Source organism: Picosynechococcus sp. PCC 8807, assembly GCF_001693295.1.
Taxonomy (GTDB): domain Bacteria; phylum Cyanobacteriota; class Cyanobacteriia; order Cyanobacteriales; family MRBY01; genus MRBY01.
On sequence record NZ_CP016489.1, the window covers coordinates 1 to 15,820 of the forward strand.

Here is a 15,820-nt window from a genome sequence, read left to right on the forward strand (position 1 = left end):
ATGAAAAAAATTGCGATTGTTAGTCGAAAAGGGGGCGTCGGCAAATCTACATTAACGATGAATTTGGCTGTGGTGGCTGGGCCAGCCACGATCATTGATACCGACCCCCAGGCGAGTTGTGCCGATTGGGGCGATCGCCGCGCCGATGATCCGCCGTTAGTCCACACCGTCCCCGCAGGTCGCGTGCAAGTTTCCCTGAAGCGTTGTCAGACCGATTGGCTGTTTGTGGATACCCAACCCAGTGCCGAAGCGAGTTTAATTGAAATTGCCCAAATTGCCGATCTCTGTGTGGTGGTGTTACGACCTGGCCAACTCGAACTCGATGCCCTAGGAGCGACCCTCGCGGCAATCCGGGCGGCCCAAGCCCAAGCGGTTTTTTGCATTAACCAAGCCCATCCCCAGGCCAATTTGACGGAATTGATCGAGGGGCTCGCCGTCTACTACCCTGTCGGGCCATTGATTCGCAGTCGTGCCGATTTTCCTGCTTCTGTTGCCGAGGGACGTGCTGTTACAGAATGGAATCCGGATGGCAAAGCAGCGACGGAAATTAAAAATTATTGGTTGTGGCTCCAGGAGTACCTAAACTAATGGCCCGTAAAAAAGCGACCCTGAATCTTGATCGACTCAACCAACGGGCGACGGCAGAATTCACCGCCGAAAAAGCCTATGAAAATGAAGTTAACCAAAATCTAAAGCTCCTGTTGTTTGAGGATATTTTGGATCGTCCGGGGGGAGATGCCCGTCCCCTCAATGATAAACACGTCCAGGAATTGGTCGATTCGATCCTGGTGCTGGGTTTAATTACTCCTTTGACGGTGGATCGCCATGGTCATCTACTGGCCGGGGGACATCGCCGGGAGGCCCTTTATCAAATTAAACTAGCCCACCCCGATCAATATGCGAGTTTATTTCCCGAAGGAATTCCGGTGCGGGTGGTGGATATTGACGCGGCGGCGGATGCTGTGGATGCCCTGCAAATTGAAATCGAAGAAAATACCCAACGGAAAAATTTTACGGTCACGGAGATTCGGGAGGCGGCAAAAAAGCTAGAAACTGCTGGTTATAAACGCTTACGGGGCCGACCCAAGACGGGAGAAAAATCCTTGAAACGGGAACTGGCTAAGGTTTTTCGGCTTTCTGAGGATCGGATTCAGCGCATTTTAAATGATTCTGCCCCAAAAGGTAGGCGTACACCTACCTTTTCGCCGGAGTCGGCGATCGCCACCGTCGAGAAATGGTCAAAACAACTGGCAGACAGTGAGGATCCAACCCTGGGGCCAGTCCAAGGGCAATTAAAAAAACTCCTCGGAGAACTGCGCAAACTACCACCGTCGAATTCTTAAAAAAGGTATGTTTCTAAAAGGTAGGTGCGCACCTACCTTTTTTTTTAACTTTCCGAAGACCCAATGAAATTAACCCAAGACATGGAGTAAAAAGCGCGATGTATCATCAACCGTCGGAAATTTGTTTTCGTTTGCCCCAATGGTTGCAGGCATACAGCAGCCAATATCAACCGACCCCAGGCGATCGCCAAAAAATGCGCTTTGTGGTGGGTGCCGCCCGGGAAAATACTATTCAAAAAACAGGCGGGCCTTTCGGGGCCGGGATTTTTAACATCGAAACCGGGGAACTGATCGCCCTAGGGGTGAACCTCGTGACTAGCGAAAATTTATCGTTGCTCCACGCGGAGATGGTGGCAATGGCGATCGCCCAACGCAAATTTAACCAATACAATTTCAGCACTGCAAATTTGCCTGCCCTGGAGTTGGTTACCAGTACCGAACCCTGTGCGATGTGTTTGGGGGGAATCCACTGGTCTGGCTTAAAGCGCGTAGTCAGCGGAGCTAGGGGCGTTGATGCGGAGGCCATTGGTTTCGACGAAGGGCCAAAACCCCCAAATTGGCAAACGGCCCTTGAACAGCGCGGCATTATCGTGAAAACAGAAGTGGAGCTGGCTTTTGCCCAGGGGGTCTTGCAATTTTATCAGGCGCAACAGGGGCCAATTTATAATGCCTAGGCTAGGTGACGCAACAGAAAATTTGCCCGAACTTGCCAATGGCGGCCATTGTGTTGTAGCAAACTCAAACCCCCAGCGGTAAAACAATGGTTTAGAGAACGCTCCCGAAAAAAGGCCCAGGCCCGGTCAAAATTAGTACGGCTTAAATCTTTAAAAGCGATGGTCACATGGGGACAAAAAGGGCGATCGCCATAACGTTGATCCTGAATGTTTAACTGTGTCCCAAAGGCCGTTTTTAATTGAGATTGGCAGTCTTGGAGTTGGGGAGTCAGTTGGACATCAATGTAAACCACGCGCGGCGCAAAGCAATTAAAACCCGTCAACTGAATCGAGAAACTAATTTGGCTTTGGGTAAAGGTTTGGAGAATGTTTTCGAGGTGATCGATGTCTGCGACTGGAAACTTAAAGGGCGGTTGCAGGGTGATGTGGGGCGGCGAATTGAGAGCCTTTTTAGTTTGGAATCGCTCAACACAATAATGTTGCCAACCAGAGGCGATCGCCCCTAGGTCGGGCGGTAACAACAACGCGACGAAAAATAACGATTGGGCCATAGAGATAAATTTAACAAGATGACCAAGCCCGTTGAAAGACTTCGTAAGGCAAAATTTTTGACCAGTCCCAGAGCAATTTATAACAGTAGCGCCGATTGGGAGAATTGGGGTTTACTGTCTGATAAATGTGTTTCACCTGGAGCAAAATGAGGGGTAATTGTTCCGTCTCAATTAATTGACCGAGGGTGTCAACGGTCAACTTGAGGGTACTTTTGCGGCGGGCCTGACGAAGGGCTATGAGTAGATTGGGAATAATCTCTGGATGGTCAGGCAGATAACCACTGAGACGGGCAACTAGCCTTGTGCGTTGATCGAGGTTGGTTTCTAGACTCAATTTTTTTAAGAGACTTTGGCTAGCCAGGGCCTGTTCACGGGACGATTTAGGCTGGGGCGATCTCTCCGAGATCCGCTTTGCGGTGCGCCGTCGGGCGGGCAGAGTTTGACTAACAGTATCTGTTTGCACGAAAGGATGATCTGGACAAATTTCCTGGAGGGTGGCGATCGCCTGGGGAGACGTTGCCGCAAGCTCTAACAAAGTGGCGATCGCCTGGGGATGATGGGGCTGGAGTTTACCGAGACGCAGGGCGGCTTTACGGCGGATGGTTGCTTTTTGATCCGCTGCCAACAGGCGAGAAAGACTGGCAATGACGAGGGCATTATCGGGAGCGATGGCCCCTAAACTGCGGCAGAGATTAAGTTGAAAATTCGGATCTGCGTTTTCTGTCAGCAGATCTTCGAGGCTGGCGATCGCCGTGGGATTGCCGAAATCATGGTTTTTGCCGAGGCTATGGGCTGCTAACCAACGGTCAAAGGCATCGAGATGGGTCGCTAAAAATTGCTCGAGGGTAACCACCACCCGCTGGCGATCGCTTCTGGAGAGCGCAATGCCTGCCTCCTCAACTAGGGGCGATGGTAACTTGGGTTGTCTCTGGGCGGTGATAAAGCGCCATTGCACCAGTTGATCGATCACTGCTTGCCCTTGGGAAAATTCCGGGAATTCGGCTAAAGCTTTGCCAACAAAACAGGTGGCGCGTACTTCGTAGAAACCACCACAATGGTCTTGCCAGTGCAAAAGCGCTTGCAGAAAATTTTCTTTTTCGCCTGCGGCAATCTCTTCGCGTCCCAGCCACAGCAAAATCGTTTCCTGCCAACCCAACGAAAATATCGGATATTCGCCGCCTTCGTCGATAAAAATCTCCCAGTGGGCGATCGCCGTTGCCGCAAAGTATTCTTGAAACGTTAAATGATGGAAAGCGTAGACATTTTCCCCCGTTGTTGCAGAGCGACTGACCCGCTTTAACCATCCCAATTGGAGCGCGAGGGTAAAAAAATCAGGATCAACGGCATCGAAAAACGGTTGAATTTCAGCCTGACGAAACCGGGCTTTTGCGGGATTTTTTTGGAGCACCTTGAGAGCGCACTGCCCCAAAATTTGATTCAGTTGCTGGCGTTGGGTTTGGGTCGTGGGAAAAGTATCTTGTTTCCAGTCATAGAAAGCTTCCACAAACTGGCGATACAAAATGGCTTTTGTCCCCGGTAATTTGCCTTGGGTGAGCTGCCAGGTGCGACACAGTAACGTCAAATACAGCGGCTGGCGCGCAACCCCACGGATGCGACTGTGGATACTGCGGTTTAGTTCACCATAGAGGCGATCGCCGAGTTGAGGTTGTCCTTGAAACCATTTTTGGATAAAGCATTGCACTTGTTTACGCTGGGCATCATCACTAAAGCCTTGGCAACGGTGGATCACAAAATCAGTGAGGGCATTTTTCCCTGTGTCCCACACCGCACTGCGACAACTCAAAACGACGGAAGCATTGCCTAACCAGCCCTGGAGTTCCCGGTCGAGTTTGAATGACGCTTGGCTGAGATTATCTCCCATTTCATCAAGGGCATCTAAAAATAACCAGACCCGTTTGTTTTGAATCAGTTCAGCAAATTCAGTCTGGATTTTTGGCGCGATGGTAAATTGCTTAAAAAGCTGCTTTAGCCAAACTTCAAGCAAATAATTTTCTAGCGATCGCCCCCCCACATCGGCCAGGGGGATCCAAACAGGAAGATCTTCGGTTGCCGACAAAGCCAGGGCCAACTGTTGCAAAAAAGTCGTTTTTCCGGCCCCTGGCTCCCCAATGATCGCCAGTCGATTATGGGAGAGATGGCGATATTGCGCCAAAAAATCCTGGGGATCATCGCTGGGAGAATCTTCCTCTGCATGGGTGGCAGTCACCCCCAAGGGCACGTACAAATCCGCTAATTCAAAGGCCATGCCATCCCCCGCCGTTAGGGGATTACTGGTTAAGTGGGTATCCAGCGCTTGCCGACACAGGCTTTGCCAGTCCGGGTGAGTTGGGTCATGATCCGTTTGAGAATTCTCCTGAAAATTATTTTGCTTCTTCTCGGATATCCCCAAGCGACGCGCGGCCCAAGTGTGATTAAACTGTTGTATATTTTCTGCCCGTGCCCAGCGATCGCCCCAGAAATTTAAGGAAAAATGCCAAGTATCAGACCCCCGGATCGTCATGCGGTGATCCTCTAAAATCCCCAAAAAACTTTCTAAATCCTTGAGGGCCGTTTTCAATTGGGGTACGGTTAAAGGCGTAGTAGTGAGTGCCGTTAAAGTTTGCAAATAGCGCAATTTTGTCTGCACCACCAGTCGTCTGGGCGATTGCCAATGGACTTTTATCGTCGCCCGTAGTCGGTCTAGTTGGCGTTCATCTGCATCGAGGGCATCATTCGCGAAATCAAGCAAGCCAAACAGTAGCGTTTGCGATCGCCCCTGGGGAATTTTTCCGTAACTTTGCTTTGGCATACCCTCTAGTGTCCCATAAGGATCACCAACCAAAACAACCACAACTCATTGGCGATCGCCTTAACCCTTCAAATCCTAAGACTCGACTTTGACGCCGCGCCAAAACGCCACATAACCTTTAATATTTGCGGCTTTCTCCTTGGGTTCTGGGTAATACCAAGCCGCATCCTTATTTTCTTCTCCGGCTACGGACAAGGTGTAATAGCTAGCCTGACCCTTCCAAGAACAAGTGGTGTGGGTGTTACTCGGCTTAAAGTACTCTGTTTTAATGGCATCGGGGGGAAAATAATAGTTTCCTTCTACCACCTCACAGCGATCGCTTTCTGCCACCACTGCACCATTCCAAATTGCCTGGGCCATCGATATAATCTCCTAATTTTTGCCGTAAAATTATTACGTTTAGAGTTTAACGCACCCGCCTATCTGCTGTGGTGAAAACCAAGTCAACTTAGTCTTACAAGCCGCTTTGAATTGTGGGTCTGATCGCCAAGCTTTAATCAGGATTAATTCTGTCAGAAATTATTCTAGGAATAGTCAGCTTAGTGACGAATTCAAAAAATTAAATGAACAGTCACAATACTATTGGAATTTATAAAATTAAACACTATATTTTAGGTTGACACAATGCAAAGAACCCACGCAATAAAATAGATGAACTGCTATTGTTTGCCTCTGGATTCTGCCTTAAGCACAAAAAAAATTCGCCCCAATTGCCTAGATCGGGACGAATATAGCTTGATGGAGGAAACTTGTAAAAAACTATGGACGACACCCGGTTGTCATGGGTCAGGTAACTGTGGCGAGCATTGGGGGCGCAGTCGGGCATTCAGTTAAGGGTCGCAATAACCAAAAAATCAGAATGCTTGTATTGGTACATAGTTTTTTTTGTAATGCTGTAATTGACTGAGACGTTAGAGGACAAGGGAATTTTGAGGGAAAAGGCAAAACCCCATAGAACTTTGCCTTTAGGGTTGGTGATATAAGTTTGACAATAGCATTTAAACTATGGACTTAAGGCTTAGTATAGCTATTATTCAATGAAATGTAAACGGGTTCAGCCTTAGTATTCCGAGAAAAAATATAAGCAAAACTTATGATAATGCTGTTTTTTAGAGCGGCGATCGCCTTCAAAGTAGCTACAGTGATGCTGAAATGCCCCAAGCTACCGGAGATTGAGGGGAGTTTTGGTTTAAATTTCTAGAAAAAATTTTTTAATGTTTGGAACGAAGAGGTCTTTTTAGATCAAAGAAAAGAGTCAATTATTCAAGAGTTGTATAGATAAGAGAAAAACTTCTACACGTAAAACCCTCCCCAGGAATAGCCTCAATGGACAAACGGCGAGAATCAACTGAATAAAGCATCGTCGGGTTTTGCAATTCAGCGAGAATTCCATCCATTGCACTGGGAGATTGCGCTTCAACAATTGCCCTTTCTTCTGCATTTAAAAACGCAATGGTTTCTGATGTTTCATTCATACTTTCTGAACAACGCAATAGAACTGCCTCAGCGGGAATTTCTATGGCATCTAAGATTCGATTGTAAGCTCTGCCATCATCAAAATTAGAGATTGAATCAAAGAATAAAAAATATTGCTGCTCAAATTGAAAAATATTGACACCCAAAGAACTTGGCGCGAACACGTCATTACTCGGAATATCCAACAACCAACCCCCTTGATTGCTCCCTTGCTGGGGCAGACCGATGAAAATACCAGGGCGATTAATGGGCATTCCCCTCGTATTTGGGTCTTGGTAATAAACCAAACCCTGGAAATCTTCGGCTTGTAATAAGGGAGTAGCACTAATTTGGGAACTTGCCCCAGGAATAACGGCTATGGAACCTAAAATTACGAACGCGATCGCCGCACTATTTTTGGTTAAAGTTTGAAACATGAGTCATGGAGGTAAAAAATATTAAGGTGACAGCTTGAGATGGGACTTGGGATTTGGTCTTTCTGGATTTAATTCAAATATCTTATAAAATACTTCCTTAATTTTAGCTGATCTTTTATATTGGCTGAATTTATCATGCTTAAAAGTTAAGAAAAAGTTATCAAACAAAATTTATATCCATATAACCCGTCAGGAGCAATCTTTTATTTTTATGTTTATTCTAGAAGGAGATTACATAGGTTAATCAATTTGTTTAACTGTTCATTGAGTTAAGGTCATGAAACATCATCCCCTGCAATCTGTGTGTCAGCATCTCAGTCAAATTGAAATTAGTAATCCAATCACAGCACGTCTAATTTGCCGGGTTATTCCTACTCGCTGTCCTTGTGAACGAAAGATAAATCTTTTTGGTGTAGTAATAATTGAGATCCCCCCCTTGTGTAAGCTGAATTCCTTTTATGAAGAGTTAATTGGTTTACGGTTTCGGGCGCTTTCTTATTTAGCCGATGTTTGCCATGAGGATGGCCACCGTTATTGTTAATTAACAGTTCAAGAATTCTTCCATCATGCATAGGCTTCCACAGTCACTACAAGAAAAAAATAACTCTGGTTGGTCTCTTCAGGTTTATAGTGGCGATCGACGCTTGATTTGTATCATCAATTCATCCCATGTTTGGCTCCTCTGTTTGGGGATTACTTTCGGACTCCTATCGGGATTAATGTTTAAAGAAATCATGCCAGAGGTTACTACTGAACCAACGAATTCTGAAATCAATTCAGCACTCATGATGCCTATCGGAATCGATTAGATTAGTCATTGTTAGTTCGATTTACTCATTCAAAAAATCCACGAGATGCGATAGATTAATCATCTATCGTTTTTTATGGCTTGATAATTTTAAAAAGAAAAAAATCTGTCCTAATTGTCTAGATTAAAACAGATACAGCTCGATGGAGGAAACTTTTGAAAAACGAATGACTACGCCGCTTTGTCATGGGCAAACCGATTGTAGAGAAAGTCGAGGGCGTAATTCCGCAATTCGTAATATTCGGGGTCTTCCATAATTCGGTCGCGATCGCGGGGACGGGAGAAAGGAATGGTCAGAATTTCACCAATTTTGGCGTGGGGGCCGTTGGTCATCATCACAAGGCGATCGCACAAAAAGAGGGCTTCGTCGATGTCGTGGGTAATCATCAAGACGGTGCAACGGTGGTCGTTCCAAATTTGCAGCAACTCCTCTTGTAATTCTTCTTTGGTGATCGCATCTAACGCGCCGAAGGGTTCATCGAGAATCAAGACTTCAGGAGGAATTGCTAAGGCTCGCGAGATGGACACCCGCTGTTTCATTCCCCCAGACAATTCTTTTGGTAATTTATCCACAGCATGGCGCAGGCCGACCAGATAAATGTGTTCCTCGACGAGGGCGCGTCGTTCCTGGGCCGAAACTCCCTTCATCACCTCACCGACAGCCAGAGCAATATTCTGATATACCGTCAACCAAGGCAGCAGTGAATAGTTCTGAAAGATTACCATTTTATCCGGGCCCGGTTGCTTCACCCGTTGTCCTTCGAGGGTAACAATCCCTTCCGTGGGTAAATCTAAACCCGCAATCATATTCAAGAGCGCTGATTTCCCACAACCAAAGTGACCGATTAGGGAAATAAATTCCCCTTTTTTAATTTCGAGATCAATCCCCTTGAGGGCCACATATTCATCACCCCCCGACAAGGGAAACACCTTGTCAATACTATCAGCCGCAACAAAAACACTCATAAGTTTTTACCAAGCAAAATGGTGATCAATTAGTTCTAGAAGGTATAAGTCGTACGCAAAGCAAAGACGCTGGTTGTCTCATTTTGGGCATCCCCTTCCGGATTGAAAATTACAAATGCCCCTGGTGTAATGCTGATGTGATCATTGATTTGATGGCGATAAAAGGCTTCCAATTGGTAGGGGGTTTGGCGATCGCCAATATTTGCCGGACTTAAACTCGCCCCATTGCCTGCATCCACCCGATAGAGCGGTTGACCAAATAAAATCCCTGCCGCGTTCCCCTTAGCAAAGGCATCTGGAAAATATAGCCCCGCCATCCAACTGCTCAGATTCGTATAGGCAGAGCCACTCCCCGCTTGATCCGTCATAATGTATGCCCCATAACCCGTCAGATTAACCTTCGGACTAACACGCCAATTCACCGTTGCCCCAAAGGAGTTAAATTGCACCGGGGTGGTCAGCGGCAAATCTCCCAAAATTCGTGTCTCAGCCCCCGTTAAACTCGTACCTGCAATGTTGATCTGGTGGTAGCTATAGGCATAGTTCAAACCCAAATCAAGTTTGTCATTGGGGTAAAGGGTCAGTTGTGTCGCAGCGATAAAACTGCCATTGAACAAGCCAGTCCCCAACGGTGTCCCCGGAAAACCTTCATTACCAGGGATTGCCGCATTGACGGATCCATAGAGTGCCCGCCAATCGATGACATCATTGGGTTTATAGATAAAGCCCGCTGCGGAAGCAAGTCCCGTGCCACTTGTGCCGCCAGACATCCGCAACACCGGATTTAAAGTTGCAAACCGAGAAAGTGCTCCTTGGCCCTCACTGGCAAAGGGAAGAATTGCCGGAAATGCATCGGTGACTTCCGCCTTCGGGCCGATAAATGCCGTCAACTTATCTGTGATTGGCGCAACGTAGAGCAACTTGTACAGACAAAGGCTGTTGTTACCGCAACTGGGTTCAAGATTTTGCGGATTAAACCCAGCAAATTGCGGTTCCCAAGCGAGGCTAGTCATTCCTTCTCCGAGAATAGAGGCATCATTCGGGAAGAGGGTTTCAGCGACGCTACCGGTACCTGTAATGCCTTTACTTGCCGTGAAATTATAGGCTTGCAAACCGGTGATTAGAGCATCTTTGCCGGTAAAACTGGTGGTCAAATTCAGCCGCAGACGATTATTAAAGGTAATCTGAGCATCGTTGCCCTCTGGTTCGCCACCCGTTGCCCCACTGATAGAGAAAATAGCTTCCCCATTCAGTTTTGTGGTCGTTGAAAATTGTTGGTTTTCGAGTTCACTGGTGCGGGCTTCGAGATCATCAACCCTTGCGCCGAGGGTAGCTAATTCTGCCTGAAACTCGTTGGTCAATCGCCGGAGGGTCGCGAGATCGCTAGAGGATACATCGGCATTATTACCTTGAATCTGCCGTTCTAGGGTATTGAGGCAAGCATTTAGTCCGGCGGCAAATTCATAACGGCTCAGGGGGCGATCGCCACGGAATGTTTGATCCGGATAACCAACAATGCAACCATACCGTTCCACTAGACTTTGTAGGGCTTCATAGGCCCAATCCGTCGGCTTCACGTCCCGTAATCTCGATACTGAGGCCATTTGTCCCATGGAGGCCGAGGCTAGATAACGAGTCTCCTGTAGTGTTGGTGAACTCAGCGATGTTTCCGAATTAATTTCCTGGGCCTGTAGTGGCGGAGCAGCCTGAAAAATATTGCCCCCAACGATCAAAGTAGTCAGCCAAAAAAGTTGCTGTTGTCTCATAACAGTAGATTCCTCCTCGATAAATATAAAACTGTTTAAAATGCCCAAGAAAGTTCCAATTGTTTCTGTGCTAAAACTCTAATTACTACAAAGAAAATATGGGTAAGCTGCCATGCCAGTGATGATCAAAAATTTACGACGACTGTATTGATTCATATATTTGTGTTTACTTTGACTAGGTACTGTACTCGATTGATCGAAGGATCAGTGACGGGAAACTGCGAGAGAGAAAGGGCAGAATCCCCAAGGACATTGCCCTTAAACTTGGCCTATTGATAGTCTTTCGACTATGAATGTGAGATTTAATATAGTCCTAAGACCATGACATGTAAATAAGCTGGGCTTGAGTCTTTCTGGACAAAAGAATAACTAAAACTTATCTAAAATTGGTTCAAAAAATGCTTTCGGGTACTGCATCGTGAATTTTTTCTGGGATTGTGGCTATGGCAACTGCAATGTTTATGCTGTGATGTGAGCAAGTCATGCCAGTAGATGATGATGTAAAGAATCGTTGATCCTTATGGGGAGATTGGTTTGTTTTGGCGTGGGTTGTGACAGCATCAAATGAATTATGTGTTGTGATGGGTCACAGTGATGGAACCAAATCATATTTGGACATTTGTTCCGGAAGATGTTTATGCTGTCCTGGAATCTCAACCTGACGGCTTATCGGCCCAAGTAGCACAACAACGTTTAGAAAAGTTTGGGCCAAATGCGCTACCGGAACCGCCCCAACGGCCCCTATGGTTGCGTTTTTTAGATCAAGTCACTCACTTTATGGCCCTGTTACTCTGGGTGGCGGGAATTTTGGCGTTTGTGTCGGGGACGCCGGAACTGGGTTGGGCGATTTGGGCCGTGATCTGGGTGAATGGCATTTTTAGCTTTTGGCAGGAATTCCAGGCAGAAAAATCCCTAGCAGCTTTGAAAAAGGTGTTGCCCGCACAGGTGAAAGTGTACCGAGATGGTGCGCTCCAATCGATTCCGGCGGTGGAACTGGTACCGGGAGATGTGATGCAACTGGAAGAAGGCGATCGCCTTTCTGCGGATGCGCGGTTGGTCGCTTCGGAAAGTTTATATCTTGATCTTTCGGTGATGACGGGGGAATCATTGCCTGTGGCGCGGAATGCCTATCCGGTACGGGTGCGAGAAACGGCGTCTGTGCGTGATGGCCAGCCCCTCCGCCGGGGAGAACAACCAACCCGAGAAAAAACAAATCCTGCAGAAATTGCCAATTTACTCTTGGCGGGGGCGACAGTTTCGTCGGGGCGGGGGGTGGCAGTGGTCTATGGCACCGGTGCCCAAACGGAATTTGGTCATGTGGCCCATCTAACAACCAATGTGAAACGGGAACCCAGTAGCCTCGAAATTCAGGTGGGTAAGATTGTCCGCGTTATTACGGCGATCGCCTTGACGATGGGCGTGATTGTTTTTCTGTTGACGGAATTTTTAGTGGGGATGGAACTGCGGGAAAGTTTCGTCTTTGCCATTGGCATTATCGTTGCCCTCGTGCCAGAAGGATTGCTGCCGACTGTTACCCTCGCCCTTGCCATGGGTGTCCGGCGGATGGTGCGCAAAAATGCCCTGGTGCGCCGTCTTTCTGCGGTGGAAACCCTCAGCGCCACCACGGTGATCTGCACGGATAAAACGGGTACCCTCACGAAAAATGAAATGACCGTCCATTACCTCTGGTTGCCCTGGTTAACCGAAGCAGAATTGCCTGTTCAACCGCCTCTACAAACCCCTAATCACGGCCAACCCGGAGAAATTCAACCCTTTTTAATCGAAGTCACTGGTGCCGGTTATGACCCTGGATCGGGCACCGTGAATTTAGCCGGAGACTTCACCGCCCGCTGGAAAATTGACCTGCTATTGACGGGGGCTGCCCTTTGTTCTAATGCCCAACTCATCCACCTCGACACACCGAGCCGCTGGCAGGAAATTGGCGATCCCACCGAAGCTGCTTTGATCGTCGTTGCGGTTAAGGCCGGCTTAAATATTGAACACTTACAACAACAATATCCCCGGTTACGGGAGATTCCCTTTGATTCTCGCCGGCGACTGATGACTGTGGTCTTAGATTGGCAGGAGTCAGATATTTGGCAGAGCGAACTGCCCTGTATGGCCTTTACAAAAGGGGCACCGCTGGAGGTATTGCGCCATTGTCAGGCGGTGTTGCGCAATGGGGCGATCCAAACTTTGGGCCATGAACAGTGGGAAGAAGTGGTACAAGCCAATGATCGTCTTGCAGCCCAGGGGTTTCGGGTGTTGGGGGTGGCGGCGCGACGAGGGCAACGGGATTTGGTTAATCTGCGCGCCCAGGATCTTGAGCGGGATTTGATTTTTATTGGTTTAATTGCGATGTTTGATCCGCCCCGGCCGGAGGTGAAGCAGGCGATCGCCCAATGTCATACCGCTGGCATTAAGGTGACGATGGTGACGGGGGACTATGGCCTCACGGCCCAGGCGATCGCCCAACAAATTGGCATTGTTAATCAGCAGGTGCGGGTCGTCACCGGGGAAGGCATGGGCCACCTATCCGATGCTCAACTGCGGCAAATTCTGAAATATCGGTCAGGTCTCGTATTTGCGCGCATGTCTCCCGAACAAAAGTTACGCCTGGTACAAGCCTATAAAGACATTGGAGAAGTGGTGGCGGTAACTGGGGATGGCGTGAACGATGCCCCGGCCTTGCGGGCGGCCCACATTGGTATTGCCATGGGGTTAAATGGTACCGATGTCGCCAGGGAAGCGGCGGATATCGTCCTCACCGATGACAACTTTGCGACGATCATTAGCGCTGTAGAACAGGGCCGCGCCGTTTACCAAAATATCCGCAAATTTATCACCTATATCTTGGCTTCTAATGTCGCGGAGGTGGTGCCTTTTCTGTTGATGGTGGCCCTCAAAATTCCCCCAGCTTTGGTCATTATGCAAATTTTAGCGGTGGATTTGGGCACGGATATGATCCCGGCTTTGGCATTGGGCACCGAAGCAGCAGAAGTGGGCATTATGACCCAACCCCCCCGTAAGAAATCCCAAAATCTCCTTGGGCGATCGCTCTTTTTTCGTGCCTACTGTTTTTTGGGCCTCATTGAAGCTGCTTTAGGTATGGTTGGCTTTTTCATTGTCTGGTGGAGCTATGGCTATAGTCTGGCTGATCTCCAGGCCATTACCCCTAACCTTTTGCAGCACAGTGCTGATGCGGCTACCACTGCCATCTATGCCCAGGCTACTACCATGACCCTTGCCGTGATTGTCGCCTGCCAAGATGGTAATGTCTTTGCCTGTCGCTCTGAAAATGTCTCGATTTTTCGCCTGGGATTTTTTTCCAATCCATTAATTTGGGTAGGTATTGCCACCGAGTGGATGTTGGTGATTATGATTACCAAAAGTGCGTTTTTTCAGAATATTTTCCAGACCGCCCCCCTCGCTCCTTGGCAGTGGCTTTTGTTAATTATTTGCCCGCCGCTAATCTTGGGTATCGATGAGCTACGCAAAGTATTTTTTACCCCGCGTTGATGCTGATGCCGGGGGCAATTTTATCGAAAAATGACTTGAAAAAGATTGCTCCCCGTCCACAGCAGGCCAATGATCACCCCAAGAAAAACCAAGGCGATCGCCATGCCGAGCAAGCTTAAAACCCCATCATCTTCCTGGAGGCCGAGGGCCGCAAAAAAAATGGCGATCGCCGGCACCGTATTCGCCCCAGGAATCGGTAAAACCACCAATAAGGCCATGGCCGACAAAATAATTCCCAAAATAATTCGTCCCGGCAGACTGTGACAAATGGGTGTCAGACGGGGTTTCGTGATTTTCTCGACCCTTTTTAACCAGGGAATTAGATAACCCATAAACCGCTGAATTTGCGGTAGGGAAAAGGACGTTTGGAGAACTTTGCGGGGCACCCAAGGTTTAGACTGCCCCAGACATAGTTGCAGGGTGATCGACAGCATCGCCATGCCAAAAATAAAGGAGGTGCCAGGAATTGCAAAAATACTCAAAAAAGCAATGAGCGCCAGGGGAAAACCAAATAATCTTTCCTCGGTGAGGGCAAAAACATTGGCTAGGCTCACCTTTTCCGGACGTTCCTCCTCAAAAAAATAGTGGTGTAGTTTTTCAGAAAGTTTTTTCATGCTGACTGGGCGAGCCAAAAAACGGCTTATTTACTGATAGCGTTCGAGAAAATCCAGGGCTTCATTGCGCAGATCATAGTATTTCTGAGTTTCCCGCAGTTCGTGGATATGTCGGGGTCGAGGGAGATCCACCGTTAAAACTTGCCCAATTGTAGCCTGGGGGCCATTGGTCAGCATCACGATTTTGTCAGACATAAACAGGGCTTCGTCAACGTCATGGGTAATCATCATCACGGCCTGGCGGTGGTTTTCCCAAATGTCGAGGACTTGGGTTTGCAGTTTCGGTCGGGTCAGGGCATCGAGGGCACCAAAGGGTTCATCGAGGAGGAGCATTTTTGGCCGAGTCGCTAAAGCTCTCGCAACCCCTACCCGCTGTTTCATGCCACCGGAAAGTTCGTGGGGATATTTGTCGGCGGCGGCGGTGAGATTGACCATGTGGATATGTTCGTTAACAAGGTGGCGGCGATCGCCTTTAGAAAGATGCTTGTGAACTTCATCCACAGCTAGGCGGATATTGTCCCGGACCGTTAACCAGGGTAAGAGTGCGTAGCCTTGGAAAACCATCATCCGGTCAGCACCGGGGCGGCGAATCAGTTTCCCCTCTAGGGTGACATGGCCGGCGCTGGGTTTTTCTAAACCCGCAACGATCCGCAGCAGGGTCGATTTACCGCAACCAGAATGGCCAATGACAGAAACATATTCCTGGGCGCCAATGGTGAGATTGATATCTTCGAGGACAACAAACTGGCTTCCATCGGCCTTGGGATATTGTTTGTGAATATGTTCAATGGCTAGAAAAGTATCGTTGGGAGATTCCATGGCGGCAGGGGAGGGGAAAGATTGGGGTCTAGTCATAGATTTGGGATGCTAATTTTGTA

At 48.1% G+C, this 15,820-nt stretch carries 13 protein-coding genes; 5 read left to right on the forward strand and 8 right to left on the reverse strand.

Going from position 1 to position 15,820, the window contains the following annotated elements; all coding sequences use genetic code 11:
• The 3 genes from AWQ24_RS15105 to AWQ24_RS15115 all read left to right on the forward strand — a co-directional run bounded on the left by AWQ24_RS15105 (window position 1) and on the right by AWQ24_RS15115 (window position 2,017).
• A complete protein-coding gene (locus AWQ24_RS15105) occupies window positions 1–588 on the forward strand; it encodes a ParA family protein (protein ID WP_030008008.1) in 588 nt (195 codons plus the stop codon).
• Window positions 588–1,343 carry a ParB/RepB/Spo0J family partition protein gene (locus tag AWQ24_RS15110; protein ID WP_065717499.1) on the forward strand — a complete coding sequence of 252 codons (756 nt, stop codon included), beginning with the start codon at window positions 588–590 and terminating at the stop codon, window positions 1,341–1,343. The genes AWQ24_RS15105 and AWQ24_RS15110 overlap by 1 nt, the downstream gene beginning before the upstream one ends.
• 98 nt (window positions 1,344–1,441) lie before the next feature.
• The gene (locus AWQ24_RS15115; RefSeq protein WP_065717500.1) at window positions 1,442–2,017 is read left to right on the forward strand and encodes a nucleoside deaminase; all 576 of its coding nucleotides are present in this window, start codon (window positions 1,442–1,444) and stop codon (window positions 2,015–2,017) included.
• Here AWQ24_RS15115 and AWQ24_RS15120 read toward each other — a convergent pair.
• The 4 genes from AWQ24_RS15120 to AWQ24_RS15135 form a co-directional block, all read right to left on the reverse strand.
• Entirely contained in the window at window positions 2,014–2,568 is a 555-nt protein-coding gene (locus tag AWQ24_RS15120) for a 2'-5' RNA ligase family protein (RefSeq protein ID WP_065717501.1), read from the reverse strand. The two genes, AWQ24_RS15115 and AWQ24_RS15120, sit on opposite strands and share 4 nt — an antisense overlap.
• Window positions 2,569–2,578: 10 nt before the next feature.
• Complete coding sequence (locus AWQ24_RS15125) at window positions 2,579–5,377, reverse strand: NACHT domain-containing protein (RefSeq protein WP_065717502.1); 2,799 nt, start codon at window positions 5,375–5,377, stop codon at window positions 2,579–2,581.
• 75 nt (window positions 5,378–5,452) lie between these two features.
• On the reverse strand, window positions 5,453–5,737 hold the full coding sequence (locus AWQ24_RS15130) for a DUF427 domain-containing protein (RefSeq protein WP_062437105.1): 285 nt from the start codon (window positions 5,735–5,737) through the stop codon (window positions 5,453–5,455).
• A gap of 899 nt (window positions 5,738–6,636) precedes the next feature.
• Window positions 6,637–7,269 carry a hypothetical protein gene (locus tag AWQ24_RS15135; RefSeq protein ID WP_065717503.1) on the reverse strand — a complete coding sequence of 211 codons (633 nt, stop codon included), beginning with the start codon at window positions 7,267–7,269 and terminating at the stop codon, window positions 6,637–6,639.
• Between the two features lie 277 nt (window positions 7,270–7,546).
• Here AWQ24_RS15135 and AWQ24_RS15980 point away from each other — a divergent pair, with 277 nt between their 5' ends.
• Entirely contained in the window at window positions 7,547–7,810 is a 264-nt protein-coding gene (locus tag AWQ24_RS15980) for a Mo-dependent nitrogenase C-terminal domain-containing protein (RefSeq protein ID WP_071932336.1), read from the forward strand.
• 438 nt (window positions 7,811–8,248) lie between these two features.
• Here the strand turns inward: AWQ24_RS15980 and AWQ24_RS15140 are convergent, their stop codons facing one another.
• On the reverse strand, window positions 8,249–9,043 hold the full coding sequence (locus tag AWQ24_RS15140) for a nitrate ABC transporter ATP-binding protein (RefSeq protein WP_065717504.1): 795 nt from the start codon (window positions 9,041–9,043) through the stop codon (window positions 8,249–8,251).
• Window positions 9,044–9,078: 35 nt separating this feature from the next.
• Window positions 9,079–10,809: an iron uptake porin gene (locus tag AWQ24_RS15145; RefSeq protein ID WP_157096899.1), complete on the reverse strand. Its 1,731-nt coding sequence runs from the start codon at window positions 10,807–10,809 to the stop codon at window positions 9,079–9,081.
• Window positions 10,810–11,403: 594 nt separating this feature from the next.
• On the opposite strand from AWQ24_RS15145, the gene AWQ24_RS15150 reads away from it, so the two are divergent.
• A complete protein-coding gene (locus AWQ24_RS15150; protein ID WP_065717505.1) occupies window positions 11,404–14,328 on the forward strand; it encodes a cation-transporting P-type ATPase in 2,925 nt (974 codons plus the stop codon).
• A gap of 20 nt (window positions 14,329–14,348) precedes the next feature.
• Here AWQ24_RS15150 and AWQ24_RS15155 read toward each other — a convergent pair whose 3' ends face one another.
• Together AWQ24_RS15155 and AWQ24_RS15160 are read right to left on the reverse strand one after the other, a co-directional pair.
• Window positions 14,349–14,942 (reverse strand): exopolysaccharide biosynthesis protein, encoded by a 594-nt coding sequence (locus AWQ24_RS15155; RefSeq protein WP_012305490.1) that lies wholly within the window; start codon window positions 14,940–14,942, stop codon window positions 14,349–14,351.
• Window positions 14,943–14,972: 30 nt separating this feature from the next.
• On the reverse strand, window positions 14,973–15,797 hold the full coding sequence (locus tag AWQ24_RS15160; protein ID WP_012305491.1) for an ABC transporter ATP-binding protein: 825 nt from the start codon (window positions 15,795–15,797) through the stop codon (window positions 14,973–14,975).
• Window positions 15,798–15,820 lie beyond the last annotated feature (23 nt).

Bases quoted from the DNA above. Each gene is read 5' to 3' on its own strand.
- AWQ24_RS15155 (WP_012305490.1), bottom strand. From the start codon at position 14,942: ATGAAAAAACTTTCTGAAAAACTACACCACTATTTTTTTGAGGAGGAA.
- AWQ24_RS15160 (WP_012305491.1), bottom strand. From the start codon at position 15,797: ATGACTAGACCCCAATCTTTCCCCTCCCCTGCCGCCATGGAATCTCCC.
- AWQ24_RS15140 (WP_065717504.1), bottom strand. From the start codon at position 9,043: ATGAGTGTTTTTGTTGCGGCTGATAGTATTGACAAGGTGTTTCCCTTG.
- AWQ24_RS15125 (WP_065717502.1), bottom strand. From the start codon at position 5,377: ATGCCAAAGCAAAGTTACGGAAAAATTCCCCAGGGGCGATCGCAAACG.
- AWQ24_RS15105 (WP_030008008.1), top strand. From the start codon at position 1: ATGAAAAAAATTGCGATTGTTAGTCGAAAAGGGGGCGTCGGCAAATCT.
- AWQ24_RS15120 (WP_065717501.1), bottom strand. From the start codon at position 2,568: ATGGCCCAATCGTTATTTTTCGTCGCGTTGTTGTTACCGCCCGACCTA.
- AWQ24_RS15110 (WP_065717499.1), top strand. From the start codon at position 588: ATGGCCCGTAAAAAAGCGACCCTGAATCTTGATCGACTCAACCAACGG.
- AWQ24_RS15145 (WP_157096899.1), bottom strand. From the start codon at position 10,809: ATGAGACAACAGCAACTTTTTTGGCTGACTACTTTGATCGTTGGGGGC.
- AWQ24_RS15980 (WP_071932336.1), top strand. From the start codon at position 7,547: ATGAAACATCATCCCCTGCAATCTGTGTGTCAGCATCTCAGTCAAATT.
- AWQ24_RS15130 (WP_062437105.1), bottom strand. From the start codon at position 5,737: ATGGCCCAGGCAATTTGGAATGGTGCAGTGGTGGCAGAAAGCGATCGC.
- AWQ24_RS15150 (WP_065717505.1), top strand. From the start codon at position 11,404: ATGGAACCAAATCATATTTGGACATTTGTTCCGGAAGATGTTTATGCT.
- AWQ24_RS15135 (WP_065717503.1), bottom strand. From the start codon at position 7,269: ATGTTTCAAACTTTAACCAAAAATAGTGCGGCGATCGCGTTCGTAATT.
- AWQ24_RS15115 (WP_065717500.1), top strand. From the start codon at position 1,442: ATGTATCATCAACCGTCGGAAATTTGTTTTCGTTTGCCCCAATGGTTG.